13 protein-coding genes are annotated in these 15,473 nt (G+C 55.0%); 4 read left to right on the forward strand and 9 right to left on the reverse strand.

The window, feature by feature from the left end; genetic code table 11:
• Nucleotides 1–56: 56 nt before the first annotated feature.
• From carB to citC, 9 genes are all read right to left on the reverse strand, one after another.
• Nucleotides 57–3,284, reverse strand: a complete 3,228-nt coding sequence (gene carB, locus ABVN44_RS18300) for a carbamoyl-phosphate synthase large subunit (protein ID WP_023232474.1) — start codon at nt 3,282–3,284, stop codon at nt 57–59.
• A 15-nt stretch (nt 3,285–3,299) separates the two neighbouring features.
• Nucleotides 3,300–4,448 carry a glutamine-hydrolyzing carbamoyl-phosphate synthase small subunit gene (carA, locus tag ABVN44_RS18305; RefSeq protein ID WP_000597277.1) on the reverse strand — a complete coding sequence of 383 codons (1,149 nt, stop codon included), beginning with the start codon at nt 4,446–4,448 and terminating at the stop codon, nt 3,300–3,302.
• 861 nt (nt 4,449–5,309) lie between these two features.
• A complete protein-coding gene (gene dapB, locus ABVN44_RS18310) occupies nt 5,310–6,131 on the reverse strand; it encodes a 4-hydroxy-tetrahydrodipicolinate reductase (protein ID WP_000544037.1) in 822 nt (273 codons plus the stop codon).
• Between the two features lie 179 nt (nt 6,132–6,310).
• Nucleotides 6,311–7,219: a triphosphoribosyl-dephospho-CoA synthase CitG gene (gene citG, locus ABVN44_RS18315; RefSeq protein ID WP_001103238.1), complete on the reverse strand. Its 909-nt coding sequence runs from the start codon at nt 7,217–7,219 to the stop codon at nt 6,311–6,313.
• Nucleotides 7,197–7,748 carry a citrate lyase holo-[acyl-carrier protein] synthase gene (gene citX, locus ABVN44_RS18320; protein ID WP_023232516.1) on the reverse strand — a complete coding sequence of 184 codons (552 nt, stop codon included), beginning with the start codon at nt 7,746–7,748 and terminating at the stop codon, nt 7,197–7,199. The genes citG and citX overlap by 23 nt, the downstream gene beginning before the upstream one ends.
• Nucleotides 7,748–9,268, reverse strand: a complete 1,521-nt coding sequence (gene citF / locus ABVN44_RS18325) for a citrate lyase subunit alpha (RefSeq protein WP_000665573.1) — start codon at nt 9,266–9,268, stop codon at nt 7,748–7,750. The genes citX and citF overlap by 1 nt, the downstream gene beginning before the upstream one ends.
• Nucleotides 9,269–9,278: 10 nt before the next feature.
• Nucleotides 9,279–10,148, reverse strand: coding sequence for a citrate (pro-3S)-lyase subunit beta (citE, locus tag ABVN44_RS18330; protein ID WP_001247813.1), 870 nt, complete (start codon nt 10,146–10,148; stop codon nt 9,279–9,281).
• Nucleotides 10,145–10,438 carry a citrate lyase acyl carrier protein gene (gene citD, locus ABVN44_RS18335; RefSeq protein ID WP_000691461.1) on the reverse strand — a complete coding sequence of 98 codons (294 nt, stop codon included), beginning with the start codon at nt 10,436–10,438 and terminating at the stop codon, nt 10,145–10,147. The genes citE and citD overlap by 4 nt, the downstream gene beginning before the upstream one ends.
• A gap of 29 nt (nt 10,439–10,467) precedes the next feature.
• Nucleotides 10,468–11,511: a [citrate (pro-3S)-lyase] ligase gene (citC, locus tag ABVN44_RS18340; RefSeq protein ID WP_072103663.1), complete on the reverse strand. Its 1,044-nt coding sequence runs from the start codon at nt 11,509–11,511 to the stop codon at nt 10,468–10,470.
• A 244-nt stretch (nt 11,512–11,755) separates the two neighbouring features.
• Here citC and citS point away from each other — a divergent pair, with 244 nt between their 5' ends.
• The 4 genes from citS to ABVN44_RS18360 all read left to right on the forward strand — a co-directional run.
• The gene (citS, locus tag ABVN44_RS18345; RefSeq protein WP_000183602.1) at nt 11,756–13,096 is read left to right on the forward strand and encodes a citrate/sodium symporter CitS; all 1,341 of its coding nucleotides are present in this window, start codon (nt 11,756–11,758) and stop codon (nt 13,094–13,096) included.
• 158 nt (nt 13,097–13,254) lie between these two features.
• A complete protein-coding gene (locus ABVN44_RS18350; RefSeq protein ID WP_001001155.1) occupies nt 13,255–13,494 on the forward strand; it encodes an oxaloacetate decarboxylase subunit gamma in 240 nt (79 codons plus the stop codon).
• A gap of 15 nt (nt 13,495–13,509) precedes the next feature.
• A complete protein-coding gene (gene oadA / locus ABVN44_RS18355) occupies nt 13,510–15,282 on the forward strand; it encodes a sodium-extruding oxaloacetate decarboxylase subunit alpha (protein ID WP_079840669.1) in 1,773 nt (590 codons plus the stop codon).
• A gap of 12 nt (nt 15,283–15,294) precedes the next feature.
• Nucleotides 15,295–15,473: sodium ion-translocating decarboxylase subunit beta (locus ABVN44_RS18360; RefSeq protein WP_001707323.1), on the forward strand; the 179-nt coding region annotated here is incomplete at its 3' end.

A 15,473-nucleotide genomic window follows, 5' to 3' on the forward strand; every position in this document is an offset into this window, starting at 1 on the left:
CCCTTTCAACATTATATTACAGGTCCGGTTAGAGCAATATCCGCCGGACCCTTTGTTTACGACTTTTTGATCTGCGCGTGCATTTCCTGCACCGAGGTTACCTTCTCGGTGGCATCGGCATTGAGCGCCATCGTCGTGGCAAAACCGCCGTTCAGCGTGGTGTCATAATGCACTTTATACTGCAGCGCGCTGCGGCGAATCACCCTGGAGTCTTCAATCGCGCGGCGACCTGCGGTGGTGTTGATAATATAGGTATATTCGCCATTCTTGATACGGTCCTGAATGTGCGGACGACCTTCGTGCACCTTGTTCACCAGACGCGGGTTGATACCGGCTTCGCCCAGCACAATCGCCGTACCGTGGGTGGCATCCAGCTCAAAGCCCTGTTTCAGCAGCTTGGCGGCGAGATCCACCACCCGCTCTTTGTCGCCTTCGCGGACGGAGAGCAGCGCACGGCCCTGTTTCTTCATGGTGGAGTTACTGCCCAACTGTGCCTTGGCGAACGCTTCCGCAAAGGTACGGCCCACGCCCATCACTTCCCCGGTGGAGCGCATTTCTGGCCCTAACAGCGGGTCAACGCCGGGGAATTTGTTAAACGGCAACACCACTTCTTTCACCGAGTAGTACGGCGGGATAATTTCTTTGGTCACGCCCTGCTCGGTCAGCGATTTGCCGGCCATCACGCGCGCCGCCACTTTCGCCAGCGGCACGCCGGTGGCTTTAGAGACGAACGGTACGGTACGCGCCGCACGCGGGTTGACTTCAATCAGGTAGACTTCGTTGTCCTTGACCGCAAACTGCACGTTCATCAGGCCGCGCACCTGCAACTCGAAGGCCAGCTTCTGCACCTGCTGGCGCATCACGTCCTGAATTTCCTGGCTCAGCGTGTAGGCCGGCAGGGAACAGGCGGAGTCGCCGGAGTGTACGCCCGCCTGCTCGATGTGTTCCATGATGCCGCCAATCAGCACCATTTCGCCGTCGCAGATAGCGTCCACGTCCACTTCAACCGCGTCATCAAGGAAGCGGTCCAGCAGCACCGGCGCATCGTTAGAGACGCTGACCGCTGTCTGGAAGTAGCGGCGCAGGTCGGCTTCGTCATAGACAATTTCCATCGCCCGACCGCCCAGCACGTAAGAAGGACGCACCACCAGCGGGTAGCCGATCTCTTTCGCCTTCTCAACCGCTTGTTCAATGGCGGTGACGGTGGCGTTGGCCGGTTGCTTCAGCTTCAGACGGTCAACCGCGTGCTGGAAGCGCTCGCGGTCTTCCGCGCGGTCGATGGCGTCCGGGCTGGTGCCGATAACCGGCACGCCTGCCGCTTCCAGCGCGCGCGCCAGCTTCAGCGGCGTCTGGCCGCCGTACTGCACGATAACGCCTTTCGGCTTCTCGATGCGCACGATTTCCAGCACGTCTTCCAGCGTCACCGGCTCGAAGTACAGGCGGTCGGAAGTGTCGTAGTCGGTGGAAACGGTTTCCGGGTTACAGTTGACCATGATGGTCTCGTAACCGTCTTCGCGCAGCGCCAGCGAGGCGTGTACGCAGCAGTAGTCAAACTCAATGCCCTGGCCGATACGGTTCGGGCCGCCGCCGAGGACCATAATTTTATCGCGGTCAACGGACGGGTTCGCTTCGCACTCATCTTCATAAGTGGAGTACATATAGGCGGTGTCGGTGGCGAATTCCGCCGCGCAGGTATCCACACGCTTGTAGACCGGGTGCAGGTCATACTGGTCGCGCAGTTTGCGGATTTCCGCCTCGCGCACGCCCGCCAATTTTGCCAGACGCGCATCGGCAAAACCTTTACGCTTGAGCTGACGCAGGAAGTCGGCGTTGAGGCCAGTAATCCCGACTTCAGTTACTTTCTCTTCCAGACGCACCAGCTCTTCAATTTGCACCAGGAACCAGCGGTCGATGTTGGTCAGGTTGAACACGCCGTCGACGGAGAGGCCTGCGCGGAAGGCATCGGCGATATACCAGATACGATCTGCGCCCGCATCTTTCAGCTCGCGGCGGATTTTGGTCAGCGCTTCCGGGTCGTCGAGGCTGACTTTCGGGTCGAAACCGGTGGCGCCCACTTCCAGGCCACGCAGCGCTTTCTGCAGGGATTCCTGCTGCGTGCGACCAATCGCCATCACTTCCCCGACCGATTTCATCTGGGTGGTCAGACGGTCGTTAGCACCGGCGAATTTCTCGAAGTTAAAGCGCGGAATTTTGGTGACAACGTAGTCGATAGACGGCTCGAAGGAGGCCGGTGTACGGCCACCGGTGATGTCGTTCATCAGCTCGTCGAGGGTATAACCCACCGCCAGTTTGGCGGCTACCTTGGCAATCGGGAAACCGGTGGCTTTCGACGCCAGCGCCGAGGAGCGGGATACGCGCGGGTTCATTTCGATAACGATCAGACGACCGTTTTTCGGGTTCACTGCAAACTGGACGTTGGAACCGCCGGTTTCAACGCCGATTTCACGCAGCACCGCCATCGAGGCGTTACGCATGATTTGGTATTCTTTATCGGTCAGAGTCTGCGCGGGCGCCACGGTGATGGAGTCACCGGTGTGGATACCCATGGCATCGAAGTTTTCGATAGAGCAGACGATGATGCAGTTGTCGTTTTTATCACGCACCACTTCCATCTCGTACTCTTTCCAGCCGATCAGCGATTCATCAATCAGCAGCTCGTTGGTTGGCGAGAGGTCCAGACCGCGTTCGCAGATTTCTTCGAACTCTTCACGGTTGTAAGCGATACCGCCGCCGGTGCCGCCCATGGTAAAGGACGGACGGATGATGCACGGGAAGCCCACGTCAGCGGCAACCGCCAGCGCTTCTTCCATAGTGTGCGCGATACCGGAACGCGCGGTGTCGAGACCGATTTTCTTCATCGCGATATCGAAGCGACGACGGTCTTCGGCTTTATCAATGGCGTCGGCGGTGGCGCCAATCATGGTGACGCCGAACTCTTCGAGCACGCCCTGCCGCTCCAGCTCCAGCGCGCAGTTCAGCGCGGTCTGGCCGCCCATGGTCGGCAGCACCGCATCCGGACGCTCTTTTTCGATGATTTTGCGCACCACTTCCCAGTGAATCGGCTCGATGTAGGTGGCATCGGCCATTTCCGGGTCGGTCATGATGGTGGCCGGGTTAGAGTTCACCAGAATAACGCGGTAGCCTTCTTCGCGCAGCGCTTTACACGCCTGAGCGCCGGAGTAGTCAAACTCACACGCCTGACCGATAACAATCGGGCCCGCGCCCAGAATCAGGATGCTTTTTATATCTGTACGTTTTGGCATTTTGTTGGCTCCTGATTATTTTGCTGAAGAACGGTAGTGCTTAATCAATTCGATAAAGTGGTCGAACAGCGGCGCCGCATCGTGCGGGCCCGGGCTCGCCTCCGGGTGTCCCTGGAAGCTGAACGCCGGTTTGTCGGTACGGTGAATGCCCTGCAGGGTGCCGTCGAACAGCGACTTGTGGGTCACGCGCAGGTTGGCGGGCAGCGAGTCTTCATCCACCGCAAATCCGTGGTTCTGCGCGGTGATCATCACCACGTTTCTGTCCATATCTTTTACCGGATGGTTGCCGCCGTGATGGCCGAACTTCATCTTAACGGTCTTCGCACCGCTCGCCAGCGCCAGCAGTTGATGGCCGAGGCAGATGCCGAACACAGGAATGTCGGTCTGGAGGAATTTCTTAATCGCCTCGATGGCGTAGTCGCACGGCGCCGGGTCGCCAGGGCCGTTCGACAGGAAGATGCCGTCCGGATTCATTTTCAGCACCTCTTCAGCAGAGGTTTGCGCTGGCACCACCGTCAGGCGGCAGCCGCGATCCACCAGCATACGTAGAATGTTGCGCTTGGCGCCAAAATCGTAGGCCACCACGTGGAACGGCAGGTCATCCTCAGATTTCGCTTCCGGTAAACCGTCTTTCAGCGTCCAGCTACCCTGCGTCCAGCGGTAAGTTTCCGCCGTGGTCACTTCTTTCGCCAGATCCATACCGTTCAGTCCAGGAAATGCTTTCGCTTTTTCCAGCGCCAGCTTCGCATCCGGGCTATCGCCTGCAATGATGCAGCCGTTCTGTGCGCCTTTCTCACGCAGCAGTCGGGTCAGCTTGCGGGTATCGATATCAGCAATCGCCACGATGTTATGGCGTTTCAGGTAAGAAGAGAGGTCTTCGGTGTTACGGAAGTTGCTGGCAATCAACGGCAGATCGCGAATCACTAAACCTTGCGCATGAACCTGAGAAGATTCTTCATCGGCTTCATTGGTGCCGACATTACCAATATGGGGATAAGTAAGAGTGACGATTTGGCGGGAATAGGAAGGATCAGTGAGGATTTCTTGATAACCGGTCATTGAAGTATTGAAAACGACTTCCCCAACCGCCGAACCCGTTGCCCCAATGGCCCGACCGTGAAACTGGGTTCCGTCTTCCAGAACCAATAGCGCTGACTTAATCAAAACACCCTCCAGAGAATATTCACTCACTTTATTTGCATATTAATTCATTCAGTCAGTATGAAGCAATGCAAATTTGCTTACCCGTGGATTTCTGGCAAACGGCGGCATTCTGAAGTTAAGCCGGATAAAAGTCAACTTAAAGAGGGTATTTTTTATGTTATTTTGCACATTATAAGGAAGTTATTCTGTTTAAGAGGCAAAAAGATCAACTAAGTGACGATAGAAAACGCTTGCGCTTCCTTGAGTTCGCAAAAAACTGGCTGGCATGATAAAAAGTGGACCAAATGGTCAAATTTCACATTAAAACAACAAAAAACAACGATAAAAATTCATTTAATAGTCATCAACACCATTAAATGCATAAAAATTCAAAATTAAGCAAATTAACAACAAAAACATTTTAAAAATCAATATCTTAAAAATATAAAAAACAAATCAAATGCATTATAAAATCAACAAAAACAGCAAATTAAGACAATGTAATAAGAATTACAATCGCGATATAAAGATCCAGCTTCTTTTTCTTTAAGACTAGCGCATACGATTGGACCACAACCAGCCTCACTACAGCATAAAAAAGCCAACCTATTGAAACAAAAGAGATAAAACGCCCCCGTGGAACAGCACTACCCCCCGATGGATATCAGTCTTATCAGTCTGGTCGAGGTGCCTTTTGCATACGGTAAGCCACTGCGGCAGAACATGTCGTGGGCGAAGAAACTGTCGAAACATGAATGGTGAAAGGCGTTATTTATCTGGCCGAATAACCGGGGGGCAAAAAAACAAAAGGGCAATAATATATTGCCCTTTGTAATCAATTAATCTTGATTACCACAACCACATCACGAAGGTATTTAGTCGCTATAATACATCCAGCCCCAGCACATCCCGCATGTCAAATAGCCCATTTTTCTTCGTTTTTAGCCATAACGCCGATCGCAACGCGCCATTTGCAAACGTCATGCGACTGGAAGCTTTATGCGTAATCTCTACGCGCTCGCCAATATCGGCAAACATCGCGGTATGTTCGCCGACGATGTCGCCCGCGCGTACGGTCGCAAAGCCAATCGTGCCCGGTACGCGCTCGCCGGTATAACCTTCACGCGAGTAGACCGCGCAGTCCTTCAGATTTTTATCCAGCGCCCCGGCGATTGCCTCGCCCATTGCCAGCGCCGTACCCGACGGTGCATCCACTTTATGGCGGTGGTGCGCTTCAATAATTTCAATATCGCTATAGTCGCCCATTACCTTCGCGGCTTTCTCCAGCAGCTTGAGCATGACGTTAACGCCGACGCTAAAGTTTGCGGCGAAAACGATCGCAATCTCTTGCGACGCCTCGCGAATGGCCTGTTTACCGGCGTCGTCAAAGCCGGTAGTACCAATCACCATCCCTTTACCATGCTGGCGGCAAAACGCCAGATGCGTCAACGTGCCTTCCGGACGGGTAAAATCGATGAAAACGTCAAAATCATCTTTTACCGCCTCAAGGCTGCTTTGAACGATCACGCCGGACTTTCCCACCCCCGCCAGTTCGCCAGCATCGCTGCCCAGCAAGGAAGAGCCTTCGCGCTCCAGCGCGGCACCCAGCTGAACACCTTCCATCGCCATGGCGGCCTGGATTAACTGCCGTCCCATGCGGCCACCGGCGCCGGCAATGGCGACGCGGATTTGTGCTTCATGCATAGCTATTCTCTTTTGTAAAAATTGCGTAAACCGTTTTCAGAGTAACCAGCGCGCCCGGAGGCCGCCATCTAAAATCGCCGATAATTAGAAATTAATGATAAACAGGGAGCGATATCAGTAAAAGACATGATTCATCCCGCAGGATGAATCATTGCTGGAGAGAATGAAAAAAGAGAAACTTACTCAGGATAGAGGGAACCGGCAGGAAAATGACTTAAAAACCAGGTCACTGCCAGTAAATCCGCGCTACCGCCAGGGCTTAAGTTACGCAGGATGAGTTCATCATCGAGGGACTGCATCGCTTCAATGCCCCCCTCAACCAATACGCCCCCTTGCCACAACAATTTTTGTGCCTGCTGCTGCACGTAGTAAAGCCCTTCCAGGCCTCCCCGTGACACCAGATTGGTATCATCATTCCACGCCATCAGATGCAACAATGTTTGCAGTAGGGCAAGATGGGTATCGTCATGCTCCTGCACGACCCGGTTAAACACCGGCAAAGCCTGCGTTCTGACGGTTCGAAAACCGCTTTCCGCTTCTCCCCGCGCGCCCGACAGGCCATAGCACTGGAAATGGGTTTCACTCTTTGTCAGTTTTCCCGCTTTTTTTGCTGAGAGCTCGTGGGCAACAATATTCCGACTCAGGCGGGCAACCTGGTCGCAGATACGATTTTGCTCCAACGGTTCTCCCCGCGCGAGAAGTCGGCCAATCGCTGCGCTCAGCAGGCCAAAAGCGAAAATCGCCCCGCGATGGGTATTCACACCATTGGTCGCCTGTAGCATATCGTTCTCACAGGCCATCCCCAGCGGACGCAGCATCACCAGGACATTTTCTGCCGCCAGCGCCGCCGTGTTGTTGCCCATGATAAAAAACTTTTCCATCCACGGAGCAATGGCGGTAGTACTACGTTCAAATGCCGCCAGATCCATATCCCTATGCGCTCCCGAATTACGAATATCGACCAGACCGGGTTTTGGTGTCAGCCTGGCTTCCGTCAGCAGCGCTCTTGCAACCAACCCATTAAGTTCGCCAGCCGCCAGCGATGAGTACGCTGGCGTACGCCGTTCAGTCACAACGCTCACGTTCATAGCATTCAATCCTTCGTGCAATTTCATCCAACAAAAGGTCAAGGGTGTGATGCTTGCCCCGGGCACAGAGATGAGCATCCTGCTGGCATATCAAACATGGCCGGGCAGGATACCCGAGTTCACGGCGTGATAGCGACTTACCGTCGCTATCAATAATGTCGATGTCCCAAAGCCGCCCTAACGGATGGCTCATCTCTAGTGTCGACATGTGCTGTTTCAACGCCATTGCCGGCGCACAGACCGCTGCCATCCATTCCGGACCGCTGTGTTCATTTACCTGCATTTCCCAGACGTTGACCCACTCCATCTGTTCGCAAAGCGCCAGTATTTCGGCAATTGCGTAATCGGCGACACGCCGCCAGACCGCTGAGTTTTTAACGGCGCCCGGTGCAACCAGCGTGAGGGAAATCAACGGTAGCCGATAGCAGTTCAACGCCTGACGCTGCCTGGCGGCACGTTTATCGCGCGCTTGTAGCATCTCCTCCAGCGTAACTGCCTGGCCCTGGTACAGCAGGTCTGTGCCCTTCATCAGCCTTTAACCTGGCGAATCACGTCAATCACTGAACCGTCGCGATAACGCACCACAGCCACCACCCGATCGGTAAACTCAATCGGCTGCGGTTTACCGGTCAGTTGCTCAGCGCGCTGTTGCAGTTGTTCGATGGTCATCAGCGCCACGCCCGCAGCACGCAGGTTATCAAGCAGATCCTGACGCGCAGGGTTCACTGCAATACCATGGTCGGTAACCAGCACATCAACACTTGCCCCAGGCGTGACGGTAGTCAGCACTTTTTCCACCACACATGGGATTCGGCCACGGACCAGCGGTGCGGTAATAATGGTAAGATCGGCCCCTGCTGCCGTATCGCTATGGCCGCCCGAGGCGCCACGCAGTACGCCGTTTGAACCGGTCATCACGTTAACGTTGAAATTCACGTCAATTTCCAGTGCGCTCAGCATCACCACATTCAGGCGTTCGCATGCCGCGCCTTTAGAGGCGGGGTTCGCGTATTGATTGGTTGAAATTTCAATATGATGTGGATTCTGCGCCAGAGAACGGGCTGCATCGCCATCGAATGATTGCGTATCCAGCAGCGCTTTGATCAACCCTTTCTCATGCAGATCCACCATGGTGCCGGTGATCCCGCCCAGGCCAAAACTCGCCGTAATGTTGTGCCGACGCATTTTGTCTTCCAGGAAACGGGTGACCGCCAGAGATGCGCCACCGGTGCCGGTTTGCAGCGAGAAACCATCACAAAAATAACCTGAGTGTTCGATCACATTGGCCGCCTGCCGGGCGATCAACAGTTCACGCGGGTTGCTGGACAGACGAATCGCGCCCGCGGTGATTTTTTCCGGATCCCCTACTTCGTCCACCTGTACGATCAAATCAACCTGATCCTGCGCGATACTGGCCGGATAATTGGGGAACTCGACCCACTCTTCAGTCAGGAGCACCACACATTTAGCGTACTGCGCATCAACCTGCGCATACCCCAAAGAGCCGCAGCGTGACTTGCCGCTAAAACCGTTCGCATTACCAAATTCGTCGCAGCACGGCACGCCGAGGAAAGCGACATCAATATTCAGCTCACCGCTCTGAATCAGTTTTACGCGGCCGCCGTGAGAGTGGATCTGTACCGGGTTTTCCATCAGGCCAGCGGAGATCTCTTCCCCTAACTTGCCGCGCAGCCCGGAGGTGTAAATCTGCCGCACCACACCATTTTTAATGTGTTCGATAAGCGGCCAGTGGGCATCAATTAATGAGCTGGAGGCAAGCGTCAGATCGCGGAATCCCATTTCCGCCAGCTTCGCCATCACCATATTGACGACTTTGTCGCCACCACGAAACGCATGGTGGAAGGATATCGTCATACCATTTTTAAGCCCGGAACGACGGATAGCCTCCTCAAGCGAGTCACAAATTTTACGCCGACGCTTTTCCGTTTCACTGGCAAGCCACGGGCTGTTCGCTGTTACCCCCTGGTAGGGTTGTAATCCTTCCGGTACGACATATTGCTGGTTGAGCATGGTTACAGTCTCTTTCATGGTTCCTTCCTTAATCACGAATACCGGAAGCCGACAGCGCCACCACTTTGCGCGCGTGGTCGATAATCGGGCCGTCAATCATTTTGCCGTTGAGTGAAACGACGCCCAGACCGCGAGACTCAGCCTCTTCAGCGGCGGCAATCACCTCATACGCATGCTCAACTTCTTTACGTGTCGGAGAATAAGCCTGATGTAACAGCTCAATCTGACGTGGGTTCACTAAGGACTTACCGTTAAAACCAAGCCCTTTCGCCAACTGCACTTCCTTCAGGAAGCCTTCTTCATTATTGATATCCGACCAAACGACATCATAGGCGGCAATACCCGCAACGCGCGCCGCATGCAGCACTGCGCAGCGGGCGTAGAACAGCTCGGTGCCATCGCCCCGGCAGGTGCCCATATCCATCACGTAATCAAATGCCGCCAGCGCAATCGCCACCATGCGCGGGCTGGAGGTGGCGATGTCGACGGCATTGACCACGCCTTTCGCTGATTCGATCGCCGCCATTAGCCTGGTACTGCCAACTTCACGTCCACATTCACGCTCGATCCGTTCGATCTGCGCTTCCAGCTCCAGCACATCGTTTTTGCTGTCGGTTTTCGGTAGACGCACAATATCCACGCCACCACGCACGACGGCTTCAAGATCGGCCAGACCGAACGGCGTGTTCAGTGGATTAATGCGCACCACTTTTTCAACATCCTGATAGAACGGATGTTGAAGCGCGTGATGGACTAAAAGACGGGCGGTATCTTTCTCACGTAATGCTACGGCGTCTTCTAAGTCGAACATCACCGCGTCCGCACCATAGACAAACGAGGTGCTCAACATGGCCGCATTTGCGCCGGGGATAAACAACATACTGCGACGAGGTCTCATAACGCACTCCATTGAATTTCCGTTTGTTCTGCAGCGCGCAGCGCCGCCGCCTGCACTCGGGCGCGTAAAATGCACTCCAGCGCGCCTTTGTCATCGACGCTAACCAACGCGCGTTCGACGCCCAGCTTCGCCAGCGTTTCCCGAACCACCTGCTCAATCGCCGCGCCAAACTGCTGCTTCACCAGACTCTCTAGCTCCAGCCGAATTCCTGGCTCGCTGGATGGACCAATCCTGATCATCACATCGCTGGATTCCAGCGTGCCTGCCAGGGCATCTTTAATGATTTTCATTAGTTATGTTCCTTGTTAACGGTGTTACGTCATATGGTTTCAGTGTGTCTGGCGGCATGCCGCTGCAGATATGCCAGGGTGCCAGCAGGCACCAGCGCGCTTATCGCCGGCCAATTACGTTCGCTATACAGTTTTCTGACGCGAGAGGCGGAAATAGCCGCGCCGTTTTTCTCCACCCGCGCCAGCTCGACGACCTCAATAACCGGGCCGCTACACTTCGGATCGTGCAAAATGTCGTGCATTCGCTGGTTATAGGCGCAAGTCAGCGGACAGAACGGTTCACTGCCGACAAAACGATGGGTAATCCCCAGCGCTGGAGCCAAATGTTCACGGAAGAGTTGCAGATCGATCTGGCAATGGCAGTCGTCCACAACCCCTTTTTCTTTGAGGAAATAGCCGGGAAACGTCGCACGCGAGATCATATAAGCGGAGCCGGAATGCAACGTGACGTTGTCAATACCCGCGATTCCTTGTTCGATCAGCGCCCAACGGTCGGTATAGGAAAAAAATGAAGCATCTTCTTTGACCACAAACAGATGCAACCAGTCACAGGCCGCAGCCGCTTGCTCCACCAGATAACGGTGGCCCAAGGTAAACGGATTGGCGTTCATGACGATGGCGCCGATCGTTTTTCCCGGTTGACGATAAAGCGCCAGTTGGCGACAAAAGCGCGCTAACCGTTCACTGCTGTTCTCCATTAACACCGCCAGCTCACCTGCCTGCGCAATGGGCCAAAACCCCGCGCCAGAAAACAGCAACCGATTTTGCGGCTTAGTGAACAGGAAAAGCTCGCTGCGGTTTAACTCGTAGGCCAATGTAAGCAGCTCAGTCAGCAGTTTGAGGCTGAGCCCTTCCCCTTGTAAAACCGGGGAAACGGCGATGCATTTCAGTACGTTCCCGGCCAGAGAACCGCACCCGACTATCTCACCCTGCCAATATGCGCATACCGCGATTTCACAATCATCTTCCAGGGCGAGTCCCACGCCCTCCAGAAACATGGCGACCGACTCGCGACGCAATACATCCTTTTGCAAATAAATGCGTTTAAATATTAGATTCACTCTATTCTGCATCCGTCAGCAAATAACGTCGCATATTTCGCCAGCGTTTGTATTACTCGTCTGGAATAGACATCACACTTTCCCCCTTGCTTTTATAAGCTTTATGGTTTTTATTTCCTTAATTAACCAGAGTTAATAAAAATAATTAAATTAATTAAAAACACAACCATTCAGTGAAGATAGTCACATCTCACGGTTCATTGAATTTATTAGTATGCGCGGGTCTTGTTATCCATCAATACACAGGAAAATGTTTATGACCAACATGACCCAGGCTTCGGCGACGGAGAAAAAGGGGGCTAGCGATTTACTCAGATTCAAAATCTTTGGTATGCCGCTACCGCTTTATGCCTTTGCATTAATTACTTTATTACTTTCTCATTTTTATAATGCTATACCTACTGACTTAGTCGGTGGTTTTGCCCTTATGTTTGTGATGGGGGCCATTTTTGGTGAAATCGGCAAACGTTTACCGATCTTCAATAAATATATTGGCGGCGCACCGGTTATGATATTTCTGGTTGCAGCTTATTTTGTCTATGCTGGCATATTTACGCAGAAAGAAATTGATGCGATCAGCAACGTAATGGATAAAAGCAACTTCCTTAACCTGTTTATCGCAGTGTTGATCACAGGCGCGATCCTGTCGGTAAACCGTAAGCTGCTATTAAAATCACTGCTGGGCTATATCCCAACCATCCTCGCCGGGATTGTCGGCGCGTCCCTTTTCGGTATCGTCATTGGTCTGTGCTTCGGTATCCCGGTCGACCGTATCATGATGCTGTACGTTCTGCCGATTATGGGCGGTGGTAACGGCGCGGGCGCCGTGCCTCTGTCTGAAATTTATCACTCGGTTACCGGACGTTCTCGCGAAGAGTATTACTCAACGGCTATTGCTATTCTGACCATTGCGAATATCTTCGCCATTATTTTCGCCGCCCTCCTCGATATGATAGGCAAAAAATACACCTGGCTTAGCGGTGAAGGTGAATTGGTTCGTAAGGCTTCCTTCAAAACCGAAGATGATGAAAAGGCCGGTCAGATTACCCATCGTGAAACGGCGGTTGGCATGGTGCTATCCACCACCTGCTTCCTGCTGGCCTATGTCGTTGCCAAAAAAATTCTGCCAAGCATCGGCGGCGTCTCTATTCACTACTTCGCCTGGATGGTCCTGATTGTTGCTGCGCTGAACGCATCAGGTCTTTGCTCACCGGAGATTAAAGCCGGGGCGAAACGTCTTTCTGACTTCTTCTCCAAACAACTGCTGTGGGTGTTGATGGTCGGTGTGGGTGTTTGCTACACCGATCTGCAAGAGATCATCGATGCCCTGACGTTCGCGAACGTCGTTATCGCCGCAATCATTGTGGTCGGCGCTGTCGTTGGCGCAGCTATCGGGGGCTGGTTGATTGGCTTCTACCCGATTGAATCATCCATTACTGCGGGTCTTTGTATGGCCAACCGCGGCGGCTCCGGCGATCTGGAAGTGCTCTCCGCCTGTAACCGTATGAATCTCATTTCATATGCACAAATTTCCTCTCGTCTGGGCGGCGGTATTGTGCTGGTTATCGCTAGCATCGTGTTCAGCATGATGGTGTAAAAAAACGCACGGCGGTGTCTTTGCCGCAAATGACCTGGAGAAAAGTAGAGGCCAAAGCCAGAGGTGGCCAAGGGAAATCCACTCTACTCCTTAGCCGGATTCACCAGGAAGGTTGTCGTCAAGGCCACCGTCGTGCCTCTCATTATGGAAAATGATTCATGAATGAAGCTGTACTACTGGGTGAAGGTTTCACCCTGATGTTTTTAGGGATGGGGTTCGTACTGAGCTTTCTGTTCCTGCTGATTTTCGCCATTCGCGGCATGTCTGCCGTGATTACTCGCTTCTTCCCGGAACCCGTCGCCGCGCCCGCACCGCGCGCCGTTCCCGTCGTGGACGACTTCACCCGCTTAAAGCCGGTGATTGCCGCCGCCATTCACCATCACCGCCTTAACGCTTAATTCCCGGAGGGATCCATGACTATTGCCATTACCGACGTCGTCCTGCGTGACGCCCACCAGTCTCTGTTCGCCACCCGCCTGCGTCTTGACGATATGCTGCCGATTGCCGCTCAGCTCGACGACGTGGGCTACGGCTCCCTCGAATGCTGGGGCGGCGCCACCTTTGACGCCTGTATCCGCTTCCTCGGCGAAGACCCGTGGGTCCGCCTGCGCGAGCTTAAAAAGGCCATGCCGAAGACCCCGCTGCAGATGCTGCTGCGCGGCCAGAACCTGCTCGGCTACCGCCACTACGCCGATGACGTGGTGGAGCGCTTCACCGAGCGCGCCGTCAAAAACGGCATGGACGTGTTCCGCGTCTTCGATGCCATGAACGACCCGCGCAATATGAAAGCCGCCCTGCAGGCGGTGCGCAGCCACGGCGCGCACGCCCAGGGCACGCTGAGCTATACCACCAGCCCGGCGCACACGCTGCAGACCTGGCTGGACTTAACCGAACAGCTGCTGGAAACCGGCGTCGATTCCATTGCGATTAAGGATATGTCCGGCATTCTCACCCCGATGGCCGCTTTTGAGCTGGTCAGCGAAATCAAAAAACGTTTTGAGGTGCGCCTGCACCTGCACTGTCACGCCACCACCGGGATGGCGGAGATGGCGCTGCTGAAGGCCATCGAGGCGGGCGTTGACGGCGTCGACACGGCGATTTCCTCCATGAGCGCCACCTACGGCCACCCGGCCACCGAGGCGCTGGTGGCGACGTTGGCAGGTACTGAGCATGACACCGGGCTGGATATCCTGAAGCTGGAGAGCATCGCCGCGTACTTCCGCGAGGTGCGCAAAAAATACCACGCCTTTGAAGGCCAGCTGAAGGGCTACGACAGCCGCATCCTCGTGGCCCAGGTGCCGGGCGGGATGCTCACCAACCTCGAAAGCCAGCTGAAGCAGCAGAACGCGGCGGACAGGCTGGACCAGGTGCTGGCGGAAATCCCCCGCGTGCGCGAGGACCTCGGCTTTATCCCGCTGGTGACCCCGACCTCGCAGATTGTCGGCACCCAGGCGGTGCTCAACGTCCTGACCGGCGAGCGCTACAAAACCATCGCCAAAGAGACCGCCGGCATTCTGAAAGGCGAATACGGCCACACCCCGGTGCCGGTGAACGCCGCGTTACAGGCCCGCGTGCTGGAAGGGGGCGCTCCGGTGACCTGCCGTCCGGCGGATTTACTCAAACCGGAACTGGCTGAACTGGAAGCGGACGTCAGGCGCCAGGCGCAGGAGAAGGGCATCACTCTGGCGGGAAACGCCATCGACGACGTACTCACCGTGGCGCTGTTCCCGCAAATCGGCCTCAAATTCCTTGAGAACCGCCACAACCCGGCGGCGTTTGAGCCACTGCCGCAGGCGGAAGCCGCGCAGCCGGTGGCAAAAGCAGAGAAGCCTGCCGCCTCCGGCGTCTACACCGTGGAAGTGGAAGGCAAAGCCTTTGTGGTCAAAGTCAGCGACGGCGGCGATATCAGCCAACTGACGGCGGCTTCGTCTACGCCGGTTCAGGCGGCATCCCCGGTTGCTCCGGCAGGCGCCGGCACCCCGGTCACCGCGCCGCTGGCGGGTAACATCTGGAAGGTGATTGCCACCGAAGGCCAGAACGTGGCCGAAGGCGATGTGCTGCTGATTCTGGAAGCCATGAAGATGGAAACCGAAATCCGCGCCGCGCAGGCCGGCACCGTCCGCGGTATCGCGGTGAAGTCCGGGGACGCGGTCTCCGTGGGCGACACCCTGATGACGCTGGCGTAACGGAGAACTGAAATGGAAAGTCTGAACGCCCTGCTTCAGGGCATGGGACTGATGCACCTTGGCGCAGGCCAGGCCATCATGCTGCTGGTCAGCCTGCTGCTGCTGTGGCTGGCGATTGCGAAGAAGTTCGAGCCGTTGTTGTTGCTGCCGATTGGCTTCGGCGGCCTGCTCTCCAATATCCCGGAAGCGGG

Source organism: Salmonella sp. SJTUF15570 (assembly GCF_043357055.1).
In the GTDB taxonomy this organism is placed as follows: domain Bacteria; phylum Pseudomonadota; class Gammaproteobacteria; order Enterobacterales; family Enterobacteriaceae; genus Salmonella; species Salmonella enterica.

What these genes read in the sequence shown, in the direction of transcription:
- carB (WP_023232474.1), bottom strand. Translation starts at nt 3,284, where the DNA reads ATGCCAAAACGTACAGATATAAAAAGCATCCTGATTCTGGGCGCGGGC.
- dapB (WP_000544037.1), bottom strand. Translation starts at nt 6,131, where the DNA reads ATGCATGAAGCACAAATCCGCGTCGCCATTGCCGGCGCCGGTGGCCGC.
- citG (WP_001103238.1), bottom strand. Translation starts at nt 7,219, where the DNA reads ATGAACGTGAGCGTTGTGACTGAACGGCGTACGCCAGCGTACTCATCG.
- citX (WP_023232516.1), bottom strand. Translation starts at nt 7,748, where the DNA reads ATGAAGGGCACAGACCTGCTGTACCAGGGCCAGGCAGTTACGCTGGAG.
- citF (WP_000665573.1), bottom strand. Translation starts at nt 9,268, where the DNA reads ATGAAAGAGACTGTAACCATGCTCAACCAGCAATATGTCGTACCGGAA.
- citE (WP_001247813.1), bottom strand. Translation starts at nt 10,148, where the DNA reads ATGAGACCTCGTCGCAGTATGTTGTTTATCCCCGGCGCAAATGCGGCC.
- citD (WP_000691461.1), bottom strand. Translation starts at nt 10,438, where the DNA reads ATGAAAATCATTAAAGATGCCCTGGCAGGCACGCTGGAATCCAGCGAT.
- citC (WP_072103663.1), bottom strand. Translation starts at nt 11,511, where the DNA reads ATGCAGAATAGAGTGAATCTAATATTTAAACGCATTTATTTGCAAAAG.
- citS (WP_000183602.1), top strand. Translation starts at nt 11,756, where the DNA reads ATGACCAACATGACCCAGGCTTCGGCGACGGAGAAAAAGGGGGCTAGC.
- ABVN44_RS18350 (WP_001001155.1), top strand. Translation starts at nt 13,255, where the DNA reads ATGAATGAAGCTGTACTACTGGGTGAAGGTTTCACCCTGATGTTTTTA.
- oadA (WP_079840669.1), top strand. Translation starts at nt 13,510, where the DNA reads ATGACTATTGCCATTACCGACGTCGTCCTGCGTGACGCCCACCAGTCT.